Genomic DNA, 19,278 nt, shown 5'->3' on the forward strand with positions numbered 1-19,278 from the left:
TCACCGAAACCATGAAGGAGTTGGCTGGCCAGCACGGGCATCTTGTAGATTCGTATGAACGGAGGTCATCAGTAACCTCCCGGTTTTCCTGTGGAAACGCAGGAAACGCCCAGGCACCTCGCGATCGCGGCCCGTGACCTCGCACGCGGGCGCCTCATCCATGACACTGCACGATTCATCGTAGATTTCGAGACACAGAACGGCGGCGACGAGATGCGGCTGCGCGCACTGCTGGACACCGATGCGCTGGGCCTGCGGCTGCTCGGCGGCGAGGACGAGCTGGACCGCACCGTGCGCGGGGTGATGACCACGGACCTGCGTGACCCCAGCCGCTACCTGTCGGGCGGTGAGCTGGTGCTGACGGGCCTGGCCTGGCGCCGGGACGCCGCGGACTCCGAGCCGTTCGTACGACTCCTCGCGCAGGCCGGGGTGGCCGCGCTGGCGGCCGGTGAGGCCGAACTGGGCGACATCCCGGACGACCTGGTCGTGGCCTGCGCCCGGCACCGGCTCCCGCTCTTCGCGGTGCACGAGTCGGTGGCGTTCGCGACGATCACCGAGCACGTCGTACGGCAGGTCAGCGGCGAGCGGGCCGGGGACCTCGCGGCCGTCGTCGACCGGCACCGCCGGATGATGACCTCGGGCCCGGCGGGCGGCGGCCCGGACGTGGTCCTGGACCTGCTCGGCTCGGACCTCGACCTGCGCGCCTGGGTGCTCTCCCCGACCGGCCGGCTGATCGCGGGCTCCAAGGTGTCCGGGCCCGCGCTGCCCGCCGACGCCTGCGCCCAGCTGGCCGCCGAGCACCTGGCCGCGACCCGCACCGGCCGCCGGGGCCCGCACCGCGTCCTCCTCGGCTCCACGACGTACTCGCTCTTCCCGATCCGCTCCTGGGGGCACCGCCCGGCGGTGGCCGGGGGAGGCCGCTCCCCGCAGGGCGCGCGGGACGTGCGCGAGACCGTGCTCTCGGACTGGCTGCTGGCCGTCGAGGCGGACGCGAGCGACTGGCAGGACGAGCGCCTCGACCTGCTCCAGGGCGTCACCCAGCTGATCGCCGTCGAGCGCGACCGCCGCGACGCGGCCCGTACGGTACGGCGCCGGCTCGCCCAGGAGGTGCTGGAGCTGGTCCAGACGGGCGCGGCTCCGGCGGAGATCGCCGCGCGCCTGCGGGTGGCCGCTCCCGTCCTGCTGCCCGGTCTCGGCGCGGCCCCGCACTGGCAGGTGGTGGTCGCCCGCGCCGAGTGGGAGGGCGGCGAGGTCGAGGGCGGCCCGGTCGCGCAGTCGCTGCTCGAAGAGATCCTGGTCGACCCGGCGGCCACCGGCCCGGAGCCGTCCGACCGGATAGCGGTGGCCCACACCGGCGACGAGGCGATCGCCCTGGTCCCGCTCCCCGCGGTCACCGCCGAACACGACGGCTCGGAGTCCGGTATCCACGCCGACACCCTCCTGAAGTCGGTCCGGGACCCCCTGTCCGCGGGCCTGGACGACGACGGCCGGGTCACCCTCGGCGTCAGCGCGGCCGTGCACTCGGCGGAGGGGCTGCGCGGGGCCCTGGAGGAGGCCCGGCACGCCCGCCGGGTGGCCGCCGCCCGCCCCGGCCGGGTCTGCGCGGCCGGCCACCAGGAACTGGCCTCGCACGTCCTGCTGCTGCCCTTCGTCCCCGACGACGTCCGCCGCGCCTTCACCGCCCGCCTGCTGGATCCCCTCCGGGACTACGACCGCCGACACCGCGCCGAGCTGATCCCGACCCTCGAGGCGTTCCTCGACTGCGACGGCTCCTGGACCCGCTGCGCCACCCGCCTCCACCTGCACGTCAACACGCTGCGCTATCGCGTGGGCAGGATCGAGCAGTTGACGGGCCGGGACCTCTCGCGGCTGGAGGACAAGCTCGATTTCTTCTTGGCGTTGCGGATGAGCTGAGGTCACGCCGGCGTGCGACCGGCTCGCGCCAAGTGCCCTCGCCGTCCCACGACTTTGTGAAATTATTCACCCACCCTCTTGGCCCCGCGTGGCGATAGATGCTGGAATGCGGCCACCACTCAACTGCTCGACGGCGTGCAAGGGGAGGGCAACGTGGCGTACTCCGCCATGTCTGGGAACGGAACGAACGCCGGTGACGATCCGCTCCAGACCGCGGTATGGCGGCTGCGCTCGCGGGCCTGCTGGGCCGACGCGGCGGCACTGCTGCCGACGGACACGCCGACGTACTCCCTGCAACGGGCGGGGCTGATGGTCGAACGGTGTCTCTACACCGAGGCCGGCTGGGGAGAGGCGGAGGACGCGCTGCGGACGGCGGAGGCGGTGGCCCGCACCGACGAGGAACGGGGCGCCGCCGCGTGCGAGCGCGGCCAACTCGCCTACGCGGCCACGCTGCACGGGGTGCGGGACCGGGCCGACGAGGCGCGGGCCGCGCTCGGCAGAGCGGCCGCGCTGATCCCTCCGGGGGCGCCGGGGCGGGCCCTTCTCGACTTCCGCCGGGGCCTGCTGGCGGAGAACCTGACCCGCTCCCCGCAGGCGGCACGGGCGGCCTATCGCCGCGCCCACGCGGCCGCCACCGCCCACGCCGACCCGTTGCTGCTCTCCTTCACCTGGCGGCATCTGGCCGGACTGGCGCTGCGGGAGGGGGAGTTGGCGGAGGCCCGGCACGGCTTCGCGGAGTCCCTGCGGATCAGGGAGGAGCTGGGCTACCTGGTGGGCACGGCACCGGCACTCGCGTCCCTGGCCGACACGGAGACCGAGCCGGAGGCGTCGCGGCTACGGGAGGAGGCGGGCCGCCTGTTCCGCCTCCTGGGCGGCGTCCCGACGTGGCTGGCAGGACAGTTGACCCCGCCCGCCCCGGGAGCGGCGACCGCCTGAGACGCGCCTCAGAGAAAACTGAGAGTTTGCTGTGCCAGGCTGACGCGCCCCGACCCCCTCAGGAGCGCTTTGCCATGAGCACCGTCAACGGCCTGCCGGCCCATGTCCTGCTGGTCCACATCGTCGTCGTGCTGGTCCCGCTGACCGCCCTCGCCCTGGTGGCCGCCGCGCTGTGGCCGCGGGCCGCCCGGCGGCTGGGCGTCCTGCTGCCCGCGCTCGCGCTGGTCGCCCTGGTCAGCGTGCCGCTGACGACCCAAGCAGGCGAGTGGCTGGAGCGGCACGTCACCGCGGACTCCCTGGTCCGCCGCCACACCGAACTGGGTGACGGACTGCTGCCGTGGGCGCTGGGTCTGTTCGTGCTGGCCATGGTCGTGTGGTGGGCGACGCGGCGCACCGGGGAGGAACTGACTGCCGGCGAGGGCAGCCGCTGGTCGACCCTCCCGGTGCGGATCGCGGTGGGCGTGCTGTCGGTGGCCGTGGGCATCGGCGCGGTGGTCGACGTCTACCGCATAGGCGACTCGGGCGCGAAGGCGGCCTGGCACGACGCGTACGACAAGACCGCACAGGGCAGCTGACGCCACCCAAGCCGGGTGCGGGGCTGGGACCCCGGGGTTTCGCTCCCCGGCGCCGGAAGGGCACCTCTCCCGGAGGGGGCCCCGGCGCCCACCCGTGTCGCCGCGGCTATGACGTGCCCCGCGCGGGACACGGGGGAACCGCGCCACCACCGCGACGCACCCGCACCCGGCAACCGATCCCCACCGCTACAGCAATCCCCCGGCAACCGATCCGCACCGCTACAACAATCCCCCGGCAACCGATCCCCACCGCTACAACAATCCCCCGGCAACCACCCCATCCCGACGCCCGAAACCCCCGGCCGCCACCCCTACGGCGGGCCGCCGCGCGAACGCCCTCCCCGCTCAGCCCGCGGCAGCGAAATGCCCGGCCACCAACCGGCGCACCGCGTCCAACTCCCCCGCGATCAACGCCTCAAGCAACGCCGCATGCTCATCCGCGTCCGTCATCAGGTCGGCCCGGCCCCCGCGCAGCGGAACCGCCCGCCGGTGCAGGTCCTCCGCGATCTGCACCAGCTGCTCGTTGCCCGCAAGGGCCAGCACCGCCCGGTGGAAAGCCCGGTCGGCCTCCGCGTAAGTCGCCCGGCACCCCATCGCCGCCGCCCGTACCGACTCCTCGGCCAGCGGCCGCAACGCGGCCCACCGCTCGGCCGGCACGCTGCGCGCCAGCCGCATCATCACCGGCACCTCGATCAGCGCCCGCACCTCGGCCAGTTCGGCGAGTTCACGCGCCCCCCGCTCCACCACCCGGAACCCGCGGTTGGGCACGACCTCGACCGCGCCCTCCAGGGCCAGCTGCTGCATCGCCTCGCGCACGGGGGTCGCGGAGACCCCGAACCGCTCCCCCAGCGCCGGCGCCGAGTACACCTCACCGGGCGCCAGTTCCCCGCTCACCAGCGCCGTACGCAACGCGTCCAGGATCTGCCCCCGCACGGACGCCCGCTGCACGGCGGCCCTGGGCTGCGGGATCGGGCTCTCGCAGTGCGTGTGCTCGCCGCGCGCGGCCGGCGTGGCGGCGACGTGTCCGGTCGCCTCCCGGGCCGTCTCCCCGGACCGCGTCTGCGCCGGCACCCTGGCCGTCTCGGCCGGAGCCGGGTGCGCGCGATGGTTCACGGGTCCTCCTCCGACTCGTCGGGACTTGGGTCATTAACGGTGGGTTGTTACTCGTCCGTCAAGCACCTTAGGCGCCCCGGGCGATAGTTCAAATTTCCGAATGATGGGTAAGGTAAGGCTTACTTATCCGGTAGTCGGCCCGCACCCGATCGGTGGTAGCCCATGACCTCCCCCGTCTCCGCCGCCTACGCCCGCCTGGCCGAGGTCTGCCCGGACCTGGTGGTCACGGAGCTGGGCCCGGGCGAGCCGGCGCCCCGGGGCGGTGACTGGGTCGGCGCCGCCGAACTGGCGGCGGGCGGGGCCGGACTGGACACCTTCCTGGCCTGGGACGAGGACCAGATCCTGCGGGACTACGGACAGCCGGGCCGCCCGGACGTGGTGGCGAGCTTCGGCCTGCACCGCTACGGCTGGGCCGCCTGCCTCCTGATCACCCTCCCGTGGTTCCTGGACCGCCGGGTCCCGCGACTGCCCGTGACGCATGTCTCGTACGACCGGGCGGCCGGCCGCATGGCGGTACGCGTCGCCTCCTTCGCCTGCCTGCCGGGCGACCCGGCGGCGGCGCTGCCCGGCGCGGTCGTCGTCGCCGACGAGGCGGCGCTGCGGGCCGAGGTGCGGGCGGCCGTCGCCGAGCACCTGGAACCGGTCCTCGGCGCCTTCGGGCCGCGGATGCGGCGGCGCGGGCGCGCGCTGTGGGGCATGGCGACCGACGAGATCGTCGAGGGGCTCTGGTACGTCGCCGAGATGCTCGGTGAAGAGGAGCGGGCCGTACGCGAACTCGACCGGCTGCTGCCGGGCGCCACCAAGCCGTACGCCGGTTCGGCCGCCTTCCGGATACTGACCGGCCCGGCGGGCGAGCCGCTGCCGACCCGGGACCGGGCGAGCTGCTGCATGTACTACACGCTCCGGCCCGAGGACACCTGCGCCACCTGCCCGCGGACCTGCGACGACGAGCGGATCGCCAAACTCACGGCGGCCGCGGCGGCCTGAGGCACCCTCAGGCCGCCCCCCGGCATCGAGCACCCCACGGGATCCACTAAGATCGCCGAGGGCGGGATCACCCTTGCGCCGACAGGGAATTCACAACTTCCTCACTTGCCGCAGGAACTTTCCGAGGAACCACCCGTATGGGTACTCTTACTCGAACTCAACTCCCGCCCCTCACGCGGCAGTTCGAGCAGAACGCTGCCCTGGGCATCCGCTTGCACTTCCTTGGCGGCCTCTTGCCCCGAAACCCCCTGAGGGTCGGTGGGATTGGGCCACTATGGCGGGCGATACGCCCTATCCCAATGCAAGGGACCCCTAGATGAGACTGACCGACATATCGCTGAACTGGCTGCTTCCCGGCGCCGTACTGCTCCTGGGCATGCTGGTCGCGGTGGCGGTGCTCGCGCGCTCCAAGCGGTCCGGCGGGGAGCACGCGAAGGACGACTCGTGGGAGCGTAGCGAGGAGCGCCGTCGGCGCAAGGAAGCCATATACGGCACCGTCTCCTACGCGCTCCTGTTCTGCTCGGCGGCGGTAGCCGCGGCCCTCTCGTTCCGCGGTCTGGTCGGCTTCGGCCAGCAGAACCTCGGCCTCTCCGACGGCTGGGAGTACCTGGTGCCGTTCGGTCTGGACGGCGCGGCGATGTTCTCCTCCGTCCTCGCGGTGCGCGAGGCGAGCCACGGTGACGCGGCCCTCGGCTCCCGGATACTCGTATGGACGTTCGCGGGCGCCGCGGCCTGGTTCAACTGGGTACACGCGCCCAGGGGTGTCGACCACGCGGGCGCTCCCCAGTTCTTCGCCGGCATGTCGCTCTCCGCGGCCGTCCTCTTCGACCGCGCGCTGAAGCAGACCCGCAAGGCCGCCCTGCGGGAGCAGGGCCTGGTGCCGCGCCCGCTGCCGCAGATCCGGATCGTCCGCTGGCTGCGGGCCCCCCGTGAGACCTACAAGGCCTGGTCGCTGATGCTCCTGGAGGGCGTGCGCAGCCTGGACGAGGCGGTCGACGAGGTACGCGAGGACAAGCGGCAGAAGGAGACGAACCGGCTGCGCCGCCGCGAGCAGGACCGTCTGGAGCGGGCCCAGCTCAAGGCCATCAGCCGGGGTCACCGGGGCTTCGTCGGACGCGGCCGGCAGGACGAGGTGCACCAGGTCGAGCGCGCCTCCCAGCCCACTGCGGAGCCTGCCATATCGGCGCCGGAGCAGCTGCCCGTCCGCCAGCGGCCCTCCCTCCAGCCCGTCCGCAAAGGGTCTGACCCGATCACCGTCGACCTGACCGCGGAGGACGACACAATGGCGTTGCCGCGCCTCGACTCCCTGGAGCGCAAGCTCAAGGACCTTGAGCAGCAGTTCGGTTGATCGTCCGCTGCCGGACGGCACCTCGGGACGGGGGCGTGACCTTCAGGGTCACGCCCCCGTCCCGTTGTGCGAAGGCGCCGTCAGGCGGCGTCCGCGTCCAGTTCGAACCATACCGACTTGCCCACCTCGTGCGGCTGGACGCCCCAGGCGTCCGCGAGGGAGTCGACCAGGACCAGGCCCCGGCCGTGGGTGCCCCCGGTGTCCGGGGCGCGCACGCGCGGCCGACGGCCCACGAAGTCCCGTACCTCCACTCGCAGTTGGCTGGGCCCCACGACGGCCGTCAGCACGGCCTCGCGGTCGGTGTGGACGAGTGCGTTGGTGACGAGCTCACTGGTGAGCAGTTCCGCGATCTCCGAGCGGCCCGGTTTCCCCCAGTGGCGTAGCAGTTCCCGCAGCTCCCGTCGCGCCTCGGGCACCGCCCGCAGGTCCGACCGTCCCAGCCGCCGCCTGAGGTGTGACGGGTGTCCCCGTTCCGTGGTGTCGGTCTCTTCCCCCGCCGTCTGCGCCGAGGAGGCCCCGATGGCCACGGGACCGCCCCCTCGTGCCTGACTGTTCATGACCCCCGCCCGCACGTTGTTGCCGGATCCCCTCCTGATCGAACACGTTCACGGGGATCCATGCCCGCTCGGGCACGGGCCAGTCATGTCACGCCGATGACGGCCGGGTGTTCGGCCATGTCCTGAACCGGCCCCGGCCCGTACGTCGCCTCCCGGACCGTCCCGTACGCGCCAACGGTGCCGGGGACCCGGCGTGAAACAGCCCCTCGCACAACCCAACGAGCTGATTCACGCGGTCCACGGCACCGACGAACCTGGCCGAAACCTACCCTTCCGCCTACTTAGCCCCGAGGCCCTTGGTGCCGATGTGAATGATCTTGTGGGAGCCGCGGCTCATGTCGACGAACAGCTTCGTGGTCGTGTTGCGGCTCCAGGTCAGGGTGACGACGGCCTCGGTGTGGTTCTTCGCCGTGCCGTTGCCGGTGACCTTCCACTTGAGCGGGGTGTTCTGGGCCTGCAGGACCCCGTCGGCGTGTTCCCGGTCCTCCCAGGCCTGCAGCTGCTTCAGGTAGGTCGGGGCGACGTAGTAGGCGCGCAGCGCGGTGGGCAGGTCGCCGCTTCCGTCCGGGTCGCTCTCGGCGTCGATGTAGGCGCCGTAGAAGTCGGCGATCCGGGTGAGGTTGTCGGACGGGTCGCCGCCGACGCTGCGCGGCGCGCCGGCCGAGGCCTGCGCGGTGACGCCGAGCCCGAGGGCCACGGCGAGCACGCCGGCGGTGAGGACGGTGCGGGTCTTGGTGCTCATGTCTGATTCCCCGTTTTCTGCTTCTCTGCGGTGATGACTGATGGCCGATGTGGCTGAGGGCTGATGGCCGATGTGGCTGAGGGCTGATGGCCGATGTGGCTGAGGGCTGATGGCCGATGGCCGATGTGGCTGATGGCCGATGTGGCCGATGTGGCTGATGGCTGTCGGGGCCGTCCTCCCCTCCCCCGAGCGGGAGGACGGCCCCCGTCTTTCAGTGGAGTTTGTTCACGGCCGTGGTGGTCGTCTTCTTGAACGCCTTCACCGGCGCGTCCTGGAAGCCGCCCAGCTGCCCCCAGTCCACGACCGTCACGGTGCTCCCCTCCCGGCCCAGCGACAGCAGCCGGATGTCACTGGCGCCCCAGGAGGTCTCGGTGTGCAGGGCGTAGACGTGGGCGCCGTCCCCGACGGGCAGATCGCCGTGGTCCTGGAAGGCGGCCCGGGTCTCCGGGTCCTCCATCTCGATCCGGTCCGCGCAGGACACGATGTCCTCGTCCAGCTTCGCGACCCGGCCCTTCGCCGCGCCGACACTGGCCAGTTCGACGCTGACCTGACGGGCGCTGGTGTCGAGGTCGGTCCGGAACTCCCGGTACCACGTGTTCTGTCCGCCGCCGAGGGCGATGCCCAGGCAGGTGTCCTGCTTGACCGCCTCCGGCACGCCCGCGGTGACCTTGCCGGCCGTCCAGGACGAGGTCGGGTGCGGCGGCAGGTCGGCCGCCGCGAGGAAGCCGGGCGCCTTCGGGGCGGCCGCCGCCGGGACGGCGAGCGTGGTGCCTATGGCCAGTGCGGCGCCGGCGAGTACGGTGAGCGCGCCTGCTCGGGTGCGCTTGGGCATGAGTGGTCCCCCGTTGGATCGGTGCATGGGTGTGGGATGCCGCGGACGGCGCCGGCTGGTCGGTCCGGCCCTGGTCGGTGCGACACCAGAAGCATCGGCGGTCACCTGCGGCAACCGCAACGGCAACCGCCCGTTCCGCCGCCCTGGAACCATCCCAGCCCCGCTGACGTGCAGGTATATGAGTGCCTGGGATACGGACGACCGGGGGAAGGTGCCTGTGCGCGAGGACGTCGAGGAGTTCGCGGCGCTGCTGCGGCAGTTGAAGGACCGTACGGACCGGAGCTACGGCTCCCTGGCCCGCCGCCTGAACATGAACACCTCCACCCTGCATCGCTACTGCGCGGGCGAGGCGGTGCCGTTGGACTTCGCTCCGGTCGAACGCCTGGCCGCGTTCTGCGGGGCGACCCCGCAGGAACGGCTCGAACTCCACGAGCGCTGGTTACGGGCGGTCGCGGCACGGCAGCGACCGCGGACGCCGGAGGACACCGGGACTCAGGAACCCGGACCGACGGCTCCGGAGGCCGCGGAGCGGACCGAAGCGGAATCGGAAACCCCGGAAGCCGCGGCCGGGAGCGGGGAAGAAGACCCGGTACCGCAGTCCGGGACCACGCCCACGCCCCGCCCCTGGTACCGCCGTCGCCGCACCCTGGTCGGCTCGGCCGTCGCCGTCGTTCTCCTGGTGACGCTGGGCAGCCTGATCGCCCCCTCGGACGACCGGCCGCCCGCCGGCACCTCGGCCCGGTCCCCCGGTTCCTCCCCGGCGACCGCAGCCGGCGACGCCCGGCGCCACGATCCCGCACCCGCCGGCCCGACACCGGACGACTCCGGCTCGCCCGGCCGCCGTTCGCCGTCCCCCACGCCGGACGGCACCAGGACCCCCTCGTCCGCCGCTCCGAGCACGTCCACCGCCGCCCCCGCCCAGGCCGGTGTCCCGCTCGCCTGGACCGCCAGCTCCCAGGTCTGGGAGCTGGGCTGCGACCACGACTACGTCATCGACAAGCAGCCGGCGCAGGTTCCGCCGCCGCCCGTCCCGCAGGACGCCGGCACCTGGGCGGCCACCCAGAACGCGGTGCACGGCCGCGACACGATCGTCCAGATCTCGGTGCAGGGCCGCTCGTCCACGGCCGTCGTCCTGGAGGACCTGCGGGTGCGGGTCGTCGGCCGGGCCGCGCCCGCACCCGGCATCGCCTACTCCATGGCCGACGGCTGCGGCGGCGGGCTCACCCCGCGCTACTTCGACGTCGGCCTGGACAAGGACCGTCCCCTCGCCCGCCCGGTGGCCGGCGAGGGCCCGGACGGGCAGACCGTCTCGACCATGCGGCTGCCCTACCGGGTCTCGTCCACGGACCCGGAGGTGCTCCGCGTCAACGCGCGCACCGAGGGCTGCGACTGCCGCTGGTACCTCGAACTGGACTGGTCCTCACAGGGCCGCTCCGGCACGGTCCGGATCGACGACCACGGCCGGCCGTTCCGCACCAGCTCCATCAAGGGCCTACCGGAATACTGGTACGGCTTCGTGAACGGCGTCCGCCAGTGGGTGCCGGTCGAGGGCTGAGCTAGGGCCTCGGCACGTTGCGCAGATTGGAGCGGGCCATCTGGACCATCCGGCCCACGCCGCCGTCGAGGACCATCTTGGACGCGGAGAGCGCGAAGCCCGTGACCATGTCGGCCTTGATCTTCGGCGGGATGGACAGCGCGTTGGGGTCGGTGACGACGTCGACCAGGGCCGGACCCTTGTGCTTGAAGGCGTCCTTCAGCGCGCCGGCCAGCTGCCGGGGCTTCTCGACCCGCACCCCATAGGCACCGCAGGCCTGGGCGACGGCGGCGAAGTCGGGGTTGACGTTGGTGGTGCCGTACGAGGGCAGGCCCGCGACCAGCATCTCCAACTCGACCATGCTGAGCGCCGAGTTGTTGAACAGCACGACCTTCACCGGCAGGTCGTACTGGACGAGGGTCAGGAAATCGCCCATCAGCATGGCGAAGCCGCCGTCCCCGGACATCGACACGACCTGCCGCCGCCGGTCGGTGAACTGCGCGCCGATCGCCATCGGCAGCGCGTTGGCCATCGAGCCGTGCGAGAAGGAACCGATCACCCGGCGGCGGCCGTTGGGCGTGATGTACCGGGCCGCCCAGACATTGCACATGCCGGTGTCGACCGTGAACACCGCGTCGTCGTCGGTGAGTTCGTCCAGCACGGAGGCCACGTACTCGGGGTGGATCGGGACGTGCTTCTCGACCTTGCGGGTGTACGCCTTCACCACCCCCTCCAGCGCGTCCGCGTGCTTCTTGAGCATCCGGTCGAGGAACCGCCGGTTCTCCTTGGCCCGCACCCGCGGCACCAGACAGCGCAGCGTCTCGCGGACATCGCCCCACACGGCGAGGTCGAGACGGGACCGCCGGCCCAGCACCTCGGGGCGTACGTCGACCTGAACGATCTGTACGTCGTCGGGGAGGAAGGCGTTGTACGGGAAGTCGGTGCCGAGCAGGATCAGCAGGTCGCACTCGTGGGTGGCCTCGTAGGCGGCGCCATAGCCGAGCAGCCCGCTCATGCCGACGTCGTACGGGTTGTCGTACTGGATGTGCTCCTTGCCGCGCAGGGCGTGGCCCACCGGGGACTTGATCTTCCCGGCGAGTTCCATGACCTCCGGGTGCGCCCCGGCCGTACCGCTGCCGCAGAACAGCGTCACCTTGTCCGCCGCGTCGATCATCGCGACCAGTTTGTCGAGTTCCTCGTCCCCGGGCCGGACGGTGGGCCGGGAGGTGACGATCGCGCTCTCGACGGGATGCTCCGGGGCGGGCTCGTCGGCGATGTCGCCCGGCAGGCTCACCACGCTCACCCCGCTGCGGCCGACCGCGTGCTGGATCGCGGTCTGGAGCAGCCGGGGCATCTGCTTGGGGCTGGAGATCAGCTCGCTGTAGTGGCTGCACTCCTGGAAGAGCCGGTCGGGGTGGGTCTCCTGGAAGTAGCCCAGGCCGATCTCGCTGGAGGGGATCTGGGAGGCGAGGGCGAGCACCGGGGCCATCGAACGGTGGGCGTCGTACAGGCCGTTGATGAGGTGCAGGTTGCCCGGGCCGCAGGAGCCGGCGCAGGCCGCCAGCTTCCCGGTGATCTGGGCCTCCGCGCCGGCCGCGAAGGCGGCGGTCTCCTCGTGGCGGACGTGGATCCAGTCGATGGCGGAGTTGCGGCGGACGGCGTCGACCACCGGGTTGAGGCTGTCGCCGACGACGCCGTAGAGGCGGCGTACTCCGGCGCGGACGAGGATGTCGACGAACTGCTCGGCGACGTTCTGCTTGGCCATGGCGGACGGGTGCCCCTTCCCTGTGGGCGGATACCTCCCATCCACGCACAGGGACCGGCGTCACGCCTCCCAGACGACCGCCGCCGTACGGTCGTCGGCGTAGCCCTTCACCCGCACCTGAGCATCCGCGAGGAACGCGGCGAGGCCCGGCGGGGTACGGCCGGACCAGCGTCGGGCCAGGTAGGCGCAGAGGGCGGGCTCGCCGCGCAGCGGGTCGGCGAGCCCGCCGCTGCACATCACCAGCGCGTCGCCCGGGCGGGCTACCGAGGCCCGGAAGAGGAAGGGGTCGCGGGGCGGTTCGGGGGCCGGTTCGTAGGGGCTCGGCGGGGTCGGGATACCGAGGTCCATGGTGAGCCGGTCGCCCTCCGGTGTCTCCGCGGGCGGTGAACCGTAGCCGACCACGGCCTCGCCGACGGTGTCGGTGTCGACCTGCGGTTCGATGTCCTGCCACTCGCCATCCCGGAGCCGGAACAGGCCGCCCTCCCCGACCCCGAAGAAGACCCGGGTACGGCACTGGGGGTGGGCGGGGATGAGCAGGCAGCGCAGGCTGGCCGCGTACTCCTCGGCGGCGACGCCCTGTTCGGCGGCGCTGGCGCGGAGTTTGCCGAGGCTGCGGTCGGTGAGCCGGTGCAGCCCGGACTTGAGGTCGCCGCGCCGGGCGGCCTGGATGTCCTCGGTGAGCCGCTGGTGGCTGCGGCCCACCGCCCGGGCGATCCACTCGCAGATCTCGGCGGCGGCCCGGTGGGCGCCGGGCGTGGCCCGGGCGCCGGTGGCCACCGCGACCAGGAGCAGGGCCTGGTCGCCGGCCCCGAACCGGGCGGTGAGCAGGGCGTCGCGGCGCGGCTCGCCCCGGTACCGGGCGGAGTCGCCGCGCTGGGAGACGGCCCGCAGGGTGCAGGTGCCGTAGCGGGCGCCGTCCAGCACGGTGTCGGCGACCAGGTCTTCGAGTTCGTCGGGGTCCGCGGCGGGCAGGGCGGTGGGTTCGGCGTCGTAGGTGGGCGGGCCGGAGCCGACGTACTCCACGGAGGAGACCGGGGCGGAGTGCGGCGGGAGCGTGGCCAGGTCGGGGCGGGTGGCGGGGTGCGCGTCCGCCCCGGCGTCCTCGTCGGCCTCCAGGAACTCCTGCTCCTCCTCGTCCCATGGCCAGGGCCTCCGGGCGGTGGTGGTGTCCTCGCCCGGTGCCTCGGCGGGGCCGGCGGGCGCGCGTTGCGCGGGCACGGCCGGCTGGGCCGGTGGGACCGGCACGGTCGGCGGCGTCGGCACGGCCGGCGGAACCGTCGGGCCGGGGGACGGCACCCGAGCGGCCGACGGGACCGGCACAGCCCCGGGCCCGCTCGGCTGCACCGGTACGGCCGGTGGGACCGGTACGGCCGGTGGGACCGGTACGGCCGGTGGGACCGGCTCGGCGCCCGGTTCCCCGGCGGCACCCCGCCGTCCCCGCCCCGCCACCGTGTTCTTCGCCGAGGCGAAGCGGTCGTCCAGGGAATCGGGTGCGGCCGTGGGCCCGGTGTCCTCGGTGGAGTCGTCGTACAACTGCCCCCACCAGTCGTCCTCATGACGGGTGGGCCTACCCCCTGGCTGACTCATGCCCCTAATTGTCCACCGCACGGGCCGGATGAAAACGGGGCATCGGGAAAATCCCGCACCCGAACCGGTGCCGAACGGCGTGGCGAGGGACTCGCTGAACACCCGTGCGAGGAAAGGGAGTCGACGACACGCCTGGGAGAGACGGTGCGGACGGTACGGATGACACGTGTGAGTCGCCGGGTGGTCCCACCCCCCACGGGAGAACCACCCGGCGACACTTGAGTGACCCGGCCCCGGATCCCCTGCGCGTACGCGCGTCATGGGCCCGGGTCACGTCCGCACGGCCGGACGCGGTGGCGTCGGCCGGAGGCCAGATTGTGACGGATGTTCCTTGCGAGCAGCTGTGAATCGCGGATCCGGATCCCCTGTGAAGGTGCTGCGCTGACGTGATCTTGGCAGAGAGACCGCCGGTAGGGCGATGATGTGCGGCGGCGGGTTTGCGCCGTGGCCGGTTCCCGCCACGGCGGCCGACTGGGCCGGGATCAACCTGCACGAACGCCTCCGTCTCGGCCGCCGCGCCGAGGCGCCGGCCGCGCTGCGCACGACGATGGACGCGGGCGGCTCCAGCGTGCTGACCGAGCTGTTCGCCTGCCTGCTGATCGCGGCGGGCTGGCTGGGGGCGGTGGTCTGGGGCGGCCGAGGGCTCAGAGCAGGTCGACGAGCCGGACGGCGGCGGCCAGGGCGCGCATGCCGGCGTCGTTGAAGTGCAGGTGGTCGCCGGGGTCGTAGCCGGGCCGGATCCGCGTCGGCTGCTCCGGGTCGCGGACGACGGCGTCGAAGTCGGCGTAGGCGTCGAAGACGTGCTCGGTGCGGATCAGCGCGTTGACCCGCTGCCGTACCGCCTCCCGGGCTTCGGTGTAGCCGCTGAACCCCGCGTAGGGCGTGAGTGTCGCGCCCACGACCCGGATCCCGCGCGCATGGGCGCGGGCCACGATCGTCCGGTAGGCGCGCACGAAGTCGGCCGGGTCCGTGGCCTCCGGGGTGCCCTTGATGTCGTTGATGCCTTCGAGGACGACCAGGGTACGGACACCCGTCCGAGCCAGCCCGTCGGCGTCCAGCCGGTTCAGGGCGCCCGGTCCTCCGGTGCCGTCGAGCAGCAGCCGGTTGCCGGAGATCCCGGCGTTGAGGACGCCGATCCGGAGGGGACGCAGCCGTTCCGCGAGGCGGTCGGGCCAGCGGTGGTTGGCGCCGAAGGAGGAGCCGTTGCCGTCGGTGAGGGAGTCGCCGAAGGCGACCACGGTGCCGAGGGTCACGCTGCGTACGTCGACGCCGGTGACGTAGTACCAGTTCCCGGTGGTCTTGGTGTACGCGGTCCCGTCCTCGTCGGCGGCCCGGCCGGCGCCGTGCCTGGCGAGGTAGCTGGTCTGGAGCGCGACGCGGTGATAGGTGGCGGGACCGGGGTCGCCCGGCGTCTCGACGGTGATCAGCAGGTCGGCGGCGGCCGGGACGGCGAGCGGCACCGGATCACTGACCAGGTCCTGTCCGACCGGTACGACCGCGGTGCCGGCGCCGTCGAAGGTGGCGCCGCGCATGGACCCGGGTACGGCGTCCGGGCCGGTGCCCCGGCGCAGCGCGACGGTGACCGCGCCGAGGCGGAGCGGTGCGCTGCCGAGCCGGTTGCTGATCCGGACCCGTACGGCACTGCCTCCGACGCTCAGGTGAACGACGTTGCGGTAGGCGGCGCCGGGCACGGCGGGAGCGGTACCGGACGGCGCGGTCTCCCAGCTCCCCGCCCAGAGCGAGGGGCCGGACTCGGCACCGGCCCGCCCCGTCGTGCCCATCGCGATCAGCAGCGCCGCGCCGAGAACCCGCCCGACCTTGCCCATCCACACCCGCCCTTCCGATGGCCCACTGGAGGGGAAGGTGACATACGGACGCCGATCGGGGCAGCAACTTGACCGGGAGACCACCCGGGTGGCGCAGTGCGCGGGGGCGGCCGGGGGGGTAGTGGTTCGGCTGCGGGTGAGTGGGGGCTGGTCGCGCGGTTCCCCGCACCCCTGAAGGGGCGCTTCGCCCACCGTCTCTCCCTGGCCGCGGGCAGTCGTGCCGCTGGGGCGACGGCGGTCGCCCCGCTCGAGCGAAGCCGAGAGTGGGGGACGGTGGGCGCTGGGGGTGCCCCCTCTGGGGGAGGCACCCTGCCAGCGCCGGTAAGCGACACCCCCGCCCCCGCCCTAGCCCAGCGCCACCGCTCCCTCCAGCGTCAGCAGCCGCACCTTTCGGTCAAGTCCCCCCGCATACCCGGTCATCGACCTGTCCGCCCCGATCACCCGGTGACAAGGCCGCACGATCAGCAAGGGGTTGGCCCCGATCGCCCCGCCGACCGCCCGCACCGCCATCCTGGACGCGCCGATCCGCGCGGCGATCTCCCCGTACGTCGTCGTCCCCCCGTAGGGGACGCCGTCCAGCGCACCCCACACCCGCTTCCGGAACTCGGTCCCCTGCGCGCGCAACTCCAGCTGGAATTCCTTCAGTTCACCGGCGAAGTAGGCGGCGAGCTGCTCCTCGGCCGCCCGGAAGGGCCCCGCGTCCGCGAGCCACCCCGCCTCCACGCTCCGACCGCCCTTCTGCCCGGGGACGGACAGGGACGTCAACGCCCCGTCCGTATCGGCCGTCAGGAGCAACTCCCCGACCGGCGAGGCGATCCGCGTCCAGTACGTGACATCCATCAGTTCCTCAGCTCTCCTTCCACCAGCAGGTGCCGGACGGCGTACGACCGCCAGGGCCGCCACTCGTCCGGTATGTCCAGGCCGGGCGCGGCCACGTCGGGGTCGCCGAGCGCTCGGACCCGGATCGCGGCGACGACCGCCGGCCCCACCCCGGGCAGGGCCCGCAGGGCCGCCTCCGCGTCGTCCCGGTCGGCGCCCGGGTCCAGCCGTACGGTGCCGTCCGCGAGCGCGGCGGCGAGCACGCCGAGGCTGCCGTCCGGCTCGGCCTCGGCAAGCACGGCGACCTCCGGGAAGAGGTGGGTGAGGCTGCCGGAGGCCGCGTCCAGCGCCTTGCCGTACCGCTGGACCAGCCGCTCGGCGCCGGCGGTGCCGACCAGGGCCCGTACGGCGGCCTCGGCCGGATCCGCGGCACCGGGTGAGCGTAGCCCCGGCCGCGCGGCGACCAGCGGGGCGAGCCGTGGGTCCTCGGCGAGCCGTTCGTCGACGGCGTACGGGTCGGCGTCGAGGTCGAACAGCCGGCGCAGCCGCTGTACGGCGGTGGTCAGGTCACGGGGGTCGGTGAGACGCAGCCTGGCGTCGAGCCAGCCGCCGGGGTGGGCACCGCCGCCCGCGCCGGCCGTGGCGCCGGTCCGCTCCTCGACGGCGACGACGGCATGGCCGTACGGCAGTCGCAGGGTGCGGCGGTAGGTGCGGGCGCCGGGGGCGCCGGTGACCTCCTCCACGCCGGGTACGGCCTCGCGTTCCAGCAGGTCGAAGACGGGGCCGGCCTGGTACGGGCCGCGGTGGGCGAGCCGCAGCGGGATCCCGGCGGCCGGCGAGCCGCGCCGCGCACCCCGGCCTCCGGGCGCCGCCTCGCGCAGTGCGCTCGGGGTCGTGGCGTACACGGTGCGGACGGTGTCGTTGAACTGCCGCACGCTGGCGAATCCGCTCGCGAACGCGATCTCCGTGATCGGCAGCTCGGTGGTCTGGAGCAGCACGCGTGCGGTGTGGGCGCGCTGGGCCCGGGCGAGGGCGACCGGGCCGGCGCCGAGTTCGGCGGTGAGCTGCCGCTGCACCTGGCGGGCGCTGTAGCCGAGCCGGTCGGCGAGGCCGCCGACGCCTTCCCGGTCCACGATGCCGTCGCCGATCAGCCGCATGGCCCGGCCGACGACGTCGGCGCGGGCGTTCCATTCGGCGGACCCGGGCACGGCGTCCGGGCGGCACCGGCGGCAGGCCCGGAAGCCGGAGCCCTGCGCGGCGGCGGCGGTGCGGAAGAAGCGGACGTTGTGCCGCTTCGGGGTGACGGCGGGGCAGCTGGGACGGCAGTAGATGCCGGTGGTCCGTACGGCGAAGAAGAACGCACCGTCGAACCGCCCGTCCCTGCTGCGCACCGCCTCGTACCTGGTCTCTTCGTCCATCACCCGTCAAGTGTGGGCGATGAGCGAGGGTGGGGCTGGCGGGAATCGGACGTGGTGCTGGCCGGCCGGCGGCGGGGGCGCTGACCGGCGCCGGCCGGCTACAGCGCCCCGTGGGAGGCGCGGGGCGAACCGATACGCGGCTCCGCCGTGTGGGCGGGACGGCCCGCACGCACCCGCACGCACCCGACAACCGCCACCGCCACCGTCACCACCGCCCCCGCTTGGCCTCCATCGCCGCTTTCCCCTCCGCCCCCCTCTTCTTCCAGTCCTTCTTGATCTCGGACCGGAGTCGTGCGTCCGTCTTCGCGACGATCCACTGGTTCTCGCGCATCAGCTTGCGGTAGCTCTCCAAGCGGCGCACGGGCAGCTCCCCGGTCTCCACCGCCAAGCGCACCGCACAGCCCGGTTCGCTCTCGTGCTCGCAGTCGGAGAACCGGCACTCCTCCGCCAGTTCCTCGATCTCGGAGAACACCTGCCCGACCCCGGTCCCGGCGTCGAACAGGCCCACACCGCGCAGCCCGGGCGTGTCGATCAGCACACCCCCTCCCGGCAGCGCCAGCAGGTTGCGGGTGGTCGTGGTGTGCCGCCCCTTGCCGTCGACGTCCCGGGCGGCCCGGACGTCCATCACGTCCTCGCCGACCAGCGCGTTGGCGAGGGTGGACTTGCCCGCGCCGGACTGGCCGAGCAGTACGGACGTACCGGAGCAGACGAGGGCGACGAGGACGTCCAGGCCGTCCCCCGCCGCCGCGCTGACGGTGAGGACAGGCACGCCGGGCGCGCTCGTCTCGACGTCCTGGACGAGATGCGCGAGCGTCACCGGGTCCGGGACCAGGTCGGCCTTGGTGAGCACCACGACCGGCTGCGCCCCGGACTCCCAGGCCAGCGCCAGGAACCGTTCGATGCGGCCGAGGTCGAGCTCGACGGCGAGGGACACCGCGACGACGGCGTGGTCGACGTTGGCCGCGAGGATCTGCCCCTCGGACCGCTTGGAGGAGGTGGAGCGCACGAAGGCGGTACGGCGCGGCAGCAGTGTCCGTACGTACAGCGGGTCGCTGCCTTCGGGGTCGACCGCGACCCAGTCCCCCGTGCACACCACCTTCATCGGGTCACGGGGAACGACGAACTCGGTGTCGGCACGGACGGTGCCGACAGGGGTGACGACGTCGCACTGGCCGCGATCGACACGTACGACACGGCCGGGCAGGAGACCCTGCTCGGCGTACGAAGCGAACTCCGCTTCCCATCCTTCGTCCCAGCCGTAGGGGACCAGGGGATGCGACGAAACGGAAGAAGCCGAAAGAGAAGAGAGATTCAAGGGGAACCCT

16 protein-coding genes and 1 pseudogene are annotated in these 19,278 nt (G+C 73.1%); 7 read left to right on the forward strand and 10 right to left on the reverse strand.

Translation table 11 applies throughout. The annotated features are described in order from the left end of the window. Positions 1–213 precede the first annotated feature (213 nt). The 3 genes from AB0N16_RS01530 to AB0N16_RS01540 all read left to right on the forward strand — a co-directional run bounded on the left by AB0N16_RS01530 (position 214) and on the right by AB0N16_RS01540 (position 3,425). On the forward strand, positions 214–1,914 hold the full coding sequence (locus AB0N16_RS01530; protein ID WP_365792749.1) for a PucR family transcriptional regulator ligand-binding domain-containing protein: 1,701 nt from the start codon (positions 214–216) through the stop codon (positions 1,912–1,914). Between the two features lie 168 nt (positions 1,915–2,082). Next, complete coding sequence (locus tag AB0N16_RS01535) at positions 2,083–2,850, forward strand: hypothetical protein (RefSeq protein WP_365791875.1); 768 nt, start codon at positions 2,083–2,085, stop codon at positions 2,848–2,850. 74 nt (positions 2,851–2,924) lie between these two features. Next, a complete protein-coding gene (locus tag AB0N16_RS01540; RefSeq protein ID WP_365791877.1) occupies positions 2,925–3,425 on the forward strand; it encodes a DUF2231 domain-containing protein in 501 nt (166 codons plus the stop codon). Positions 3,426–3,770: 345 nt separating this feature from the next. Here the strand turns inward: AB0N16_RS01540 and AB0N16_RS01545 are convergent, their stop codons facing one another. Beyond that, positions 3,771–4,538 (reverse strand): GntR family transcriptional regulator, encoded by a 768-nt coding sequence (locus AB0N16_RS01545; protein WP_365791879.1) that lies wholly within the window; start codon positions 4,536–4,538, stop codon positions 3,771–3,773. Between the two features lie 162 nt (positions 4,539–4,700). Between AB0N16_RS01545 and AB0N16_RS01550 the strand changes: the two genes are divergently transcribed. Beyond that, a complete protein-coding gene (locus tag AB0N16_RS01550) occupies positions 4,701–5,525 on the forward strand; it encodes a (2Fe-2S)-binding protein (protein WP_365791881.1) in 825 nt (274 codons plus the stop codon). Between the two features lie 316 nt (positions 5,526–5,841). Then, complete coding sequence (locus AB0N16_RS01555; RefSeq protein ID WP_351729442.1) at positions 5,842–6,873, forward strand: DUF2637 domain-containing protein; 1,032 nt, start codon at positions 5,842–5,844, stop codon at positions 6,871–6,873. An 80-nt stretch (positions 6,874–6,953) separates the two neighbouring features. On the opposite strand, the gene AB0N16_RS01560 is transcribed toward AB0N16_RS01555, so the two are convergent. From AB0N16_RS01560 to AB0N16_RS01570, 3 genes are all read right to left on the reverse strand, one after another. Then, entirely contained in the window at positions 6,954–7,400 is a 447-nt protein-coding gene (locus AB0N16_RS01560; RefSeq protein ID WP_365791883.1) for an ATP-binding protein, read from the reverse strand. Positions 7,401–7,707: 307 nt separating this feature from the next. Next, positions 7,708–8,172, reverse strand: a complete 465-nt coding sequence (locus AB0N16_RS01565; RefSeq protein ID WP_365791885.1) for a hypothetical protein — start codon at positions 8,170–8,172, stop codon at positions 7,708–7,710. 211 nt (positions 8,173–8,383) lie between these two features. Beyond that, complete coding sequence (locus tag AB0N16_RS01570; protein ID WP_365791887.1) at positions 8,384–9,004, reverse strand: hypothetical protein; 621 nt, start codon at positions 9,002–9,004, stop codon at positions 8,384–8,386. Positions 9,005–9,182: 178 nt separating this feature from the next. Here AB0N16_RS01570 and AB0N16_RS01575 point away from each other — a divergent pair, with 178 nt between their 5' ends. Then, positions 9,183–10,559 carry a helix-turn-helix domain-containing protein gene (locus AB0N16_RS01575; RefSeq protein WP_365791889.1) on the forward strand — a complete coding sequence of 459 codons (1,377 nt, stop codon included), beginning with the start codon at positions 9,183–9,185 and terminating at the stop codon, positions 10,557–10,559. Position 10,560: 1 nt separating this feature from the next. Here AB0N16_RS01575 and AB0N16_RS01580 read toward each other — a convergent pair whose 3' ends face one another. Both AB0N16_RS01580 and AB0N16_RS01585 read right to left on the reverse strand, forming a co-directional pair. Then, on the reverse strand, positions 10,561–12,303 hold the full coding sequence (locus AB0N16_RS01580; RefSeq protein WP_365791891.1) for a pyruvate dehydrogenase: 1,743 nt from the start codon (positions 12,301–12,303) through the stop codon (positions 10,561–10,563). A gap of 60 nt (positions 12,304–12,363) precedes the next feature. Continuing rightward, on the reverse strand, positions 12,364–13,890 hold the full coding sequence (locus AB0N16_RS01585; protein ID WP_365791893.1) for a protein phosphatase 2C domain-containing protein: 1,527 nt from the start codon (positions 13,888–13,890) through the stop codon (positions 12,364–12,366). Between the two features lie 475 nt (positions 13,891–14,365). Between AB0N16_RS01585 and AB0N16_RS01590 the strand changes: the two are divergent. Continuing rightward, positions 14,366–14,524, forward strand: a pseudogene (locus AB0N16_RS01590) (DUF456 domain-containing protein); the annotation flags it as partial. A gap of 10 nt (positions 14,525–14,534) precedes the next feature. Here the strand turns inward: AB0N16_RS01590 and AB0N16_RS01595 are convergent. The 4 genes from AB0N16_RS01595 to rsgA all read right to left on the reverse strand — a co-directional run bounded on the left by AB0N16_RS01595 (position 14,535) and on the right by rsgA (position 19,268). Beyond that, positions 14,535–15,716 carry an SGNH/GDSL hydrolase family protein gene (locus AB0N16_RS01595; protein ID WP_365791895.1) on the reverse strand — a complete coding sequence of 394 codons (1,182 nt, stop codon included), beginning with the start codon at positions 15,714–15,716 and terminating at the stop codon, positions 14,535–14,537. 345 nt (positions 15,717–16,061) lie between these two features. Continuing rightward, positions 16,062–16,556: a methylated-DNA--[protein]-cysteine S-methyltransferase gene (locus tag AB0N16_RS01600; protein ID WP_365791897.1), complete on the reverse strand. Its 495-nt coding sequence runs from the start codon at positions 16,554–16,556 to the stop codon at positions 16,062–16,064. Then, positions 16,556–17,953 carry an AlkA N-terminal domain-containing protein gene (locus tag AB0N16_RS01605; RefSeq protein WP_365792751.1) on the reverse strand — a complete coding sequence of 466 codons (1,398 nt, stop codon included), beginning with the start codon at positions 17,951–17,953 and terminating at the stop codon, positions 16,556–16,558. Before AB0N16_RS01605 ends, AB0N16_RS01600 begins: the two co-directional genes overlap by 1 nt. A gap of 205 nt (positions 17,954–18,158) precedes the next feature. Continuing rightward, positions 18,159–19,268 (reverse strand): ribosome small subunit-dependent GTPase A, encoded by a 1,110-nt coding sequence (gene rsgA / locus AB0N16_RS01610; RefSeq protein WP_365791899.1) that lies wholly within the window; start codon positions 19,266–19,268, stop codon positions 18,159–18,161. Positions 19,269–19,278: the final 10 nt, after the last annotated feature.

It is taken from the genome of Streptomyces sp. NPDC051105, assembly GCF_040682795.1.
Lineage (GTDB): Bacteria > Actinomycetota > Actinomycetes > Streptomycetales > Streptomycetaceae > Streptomyces.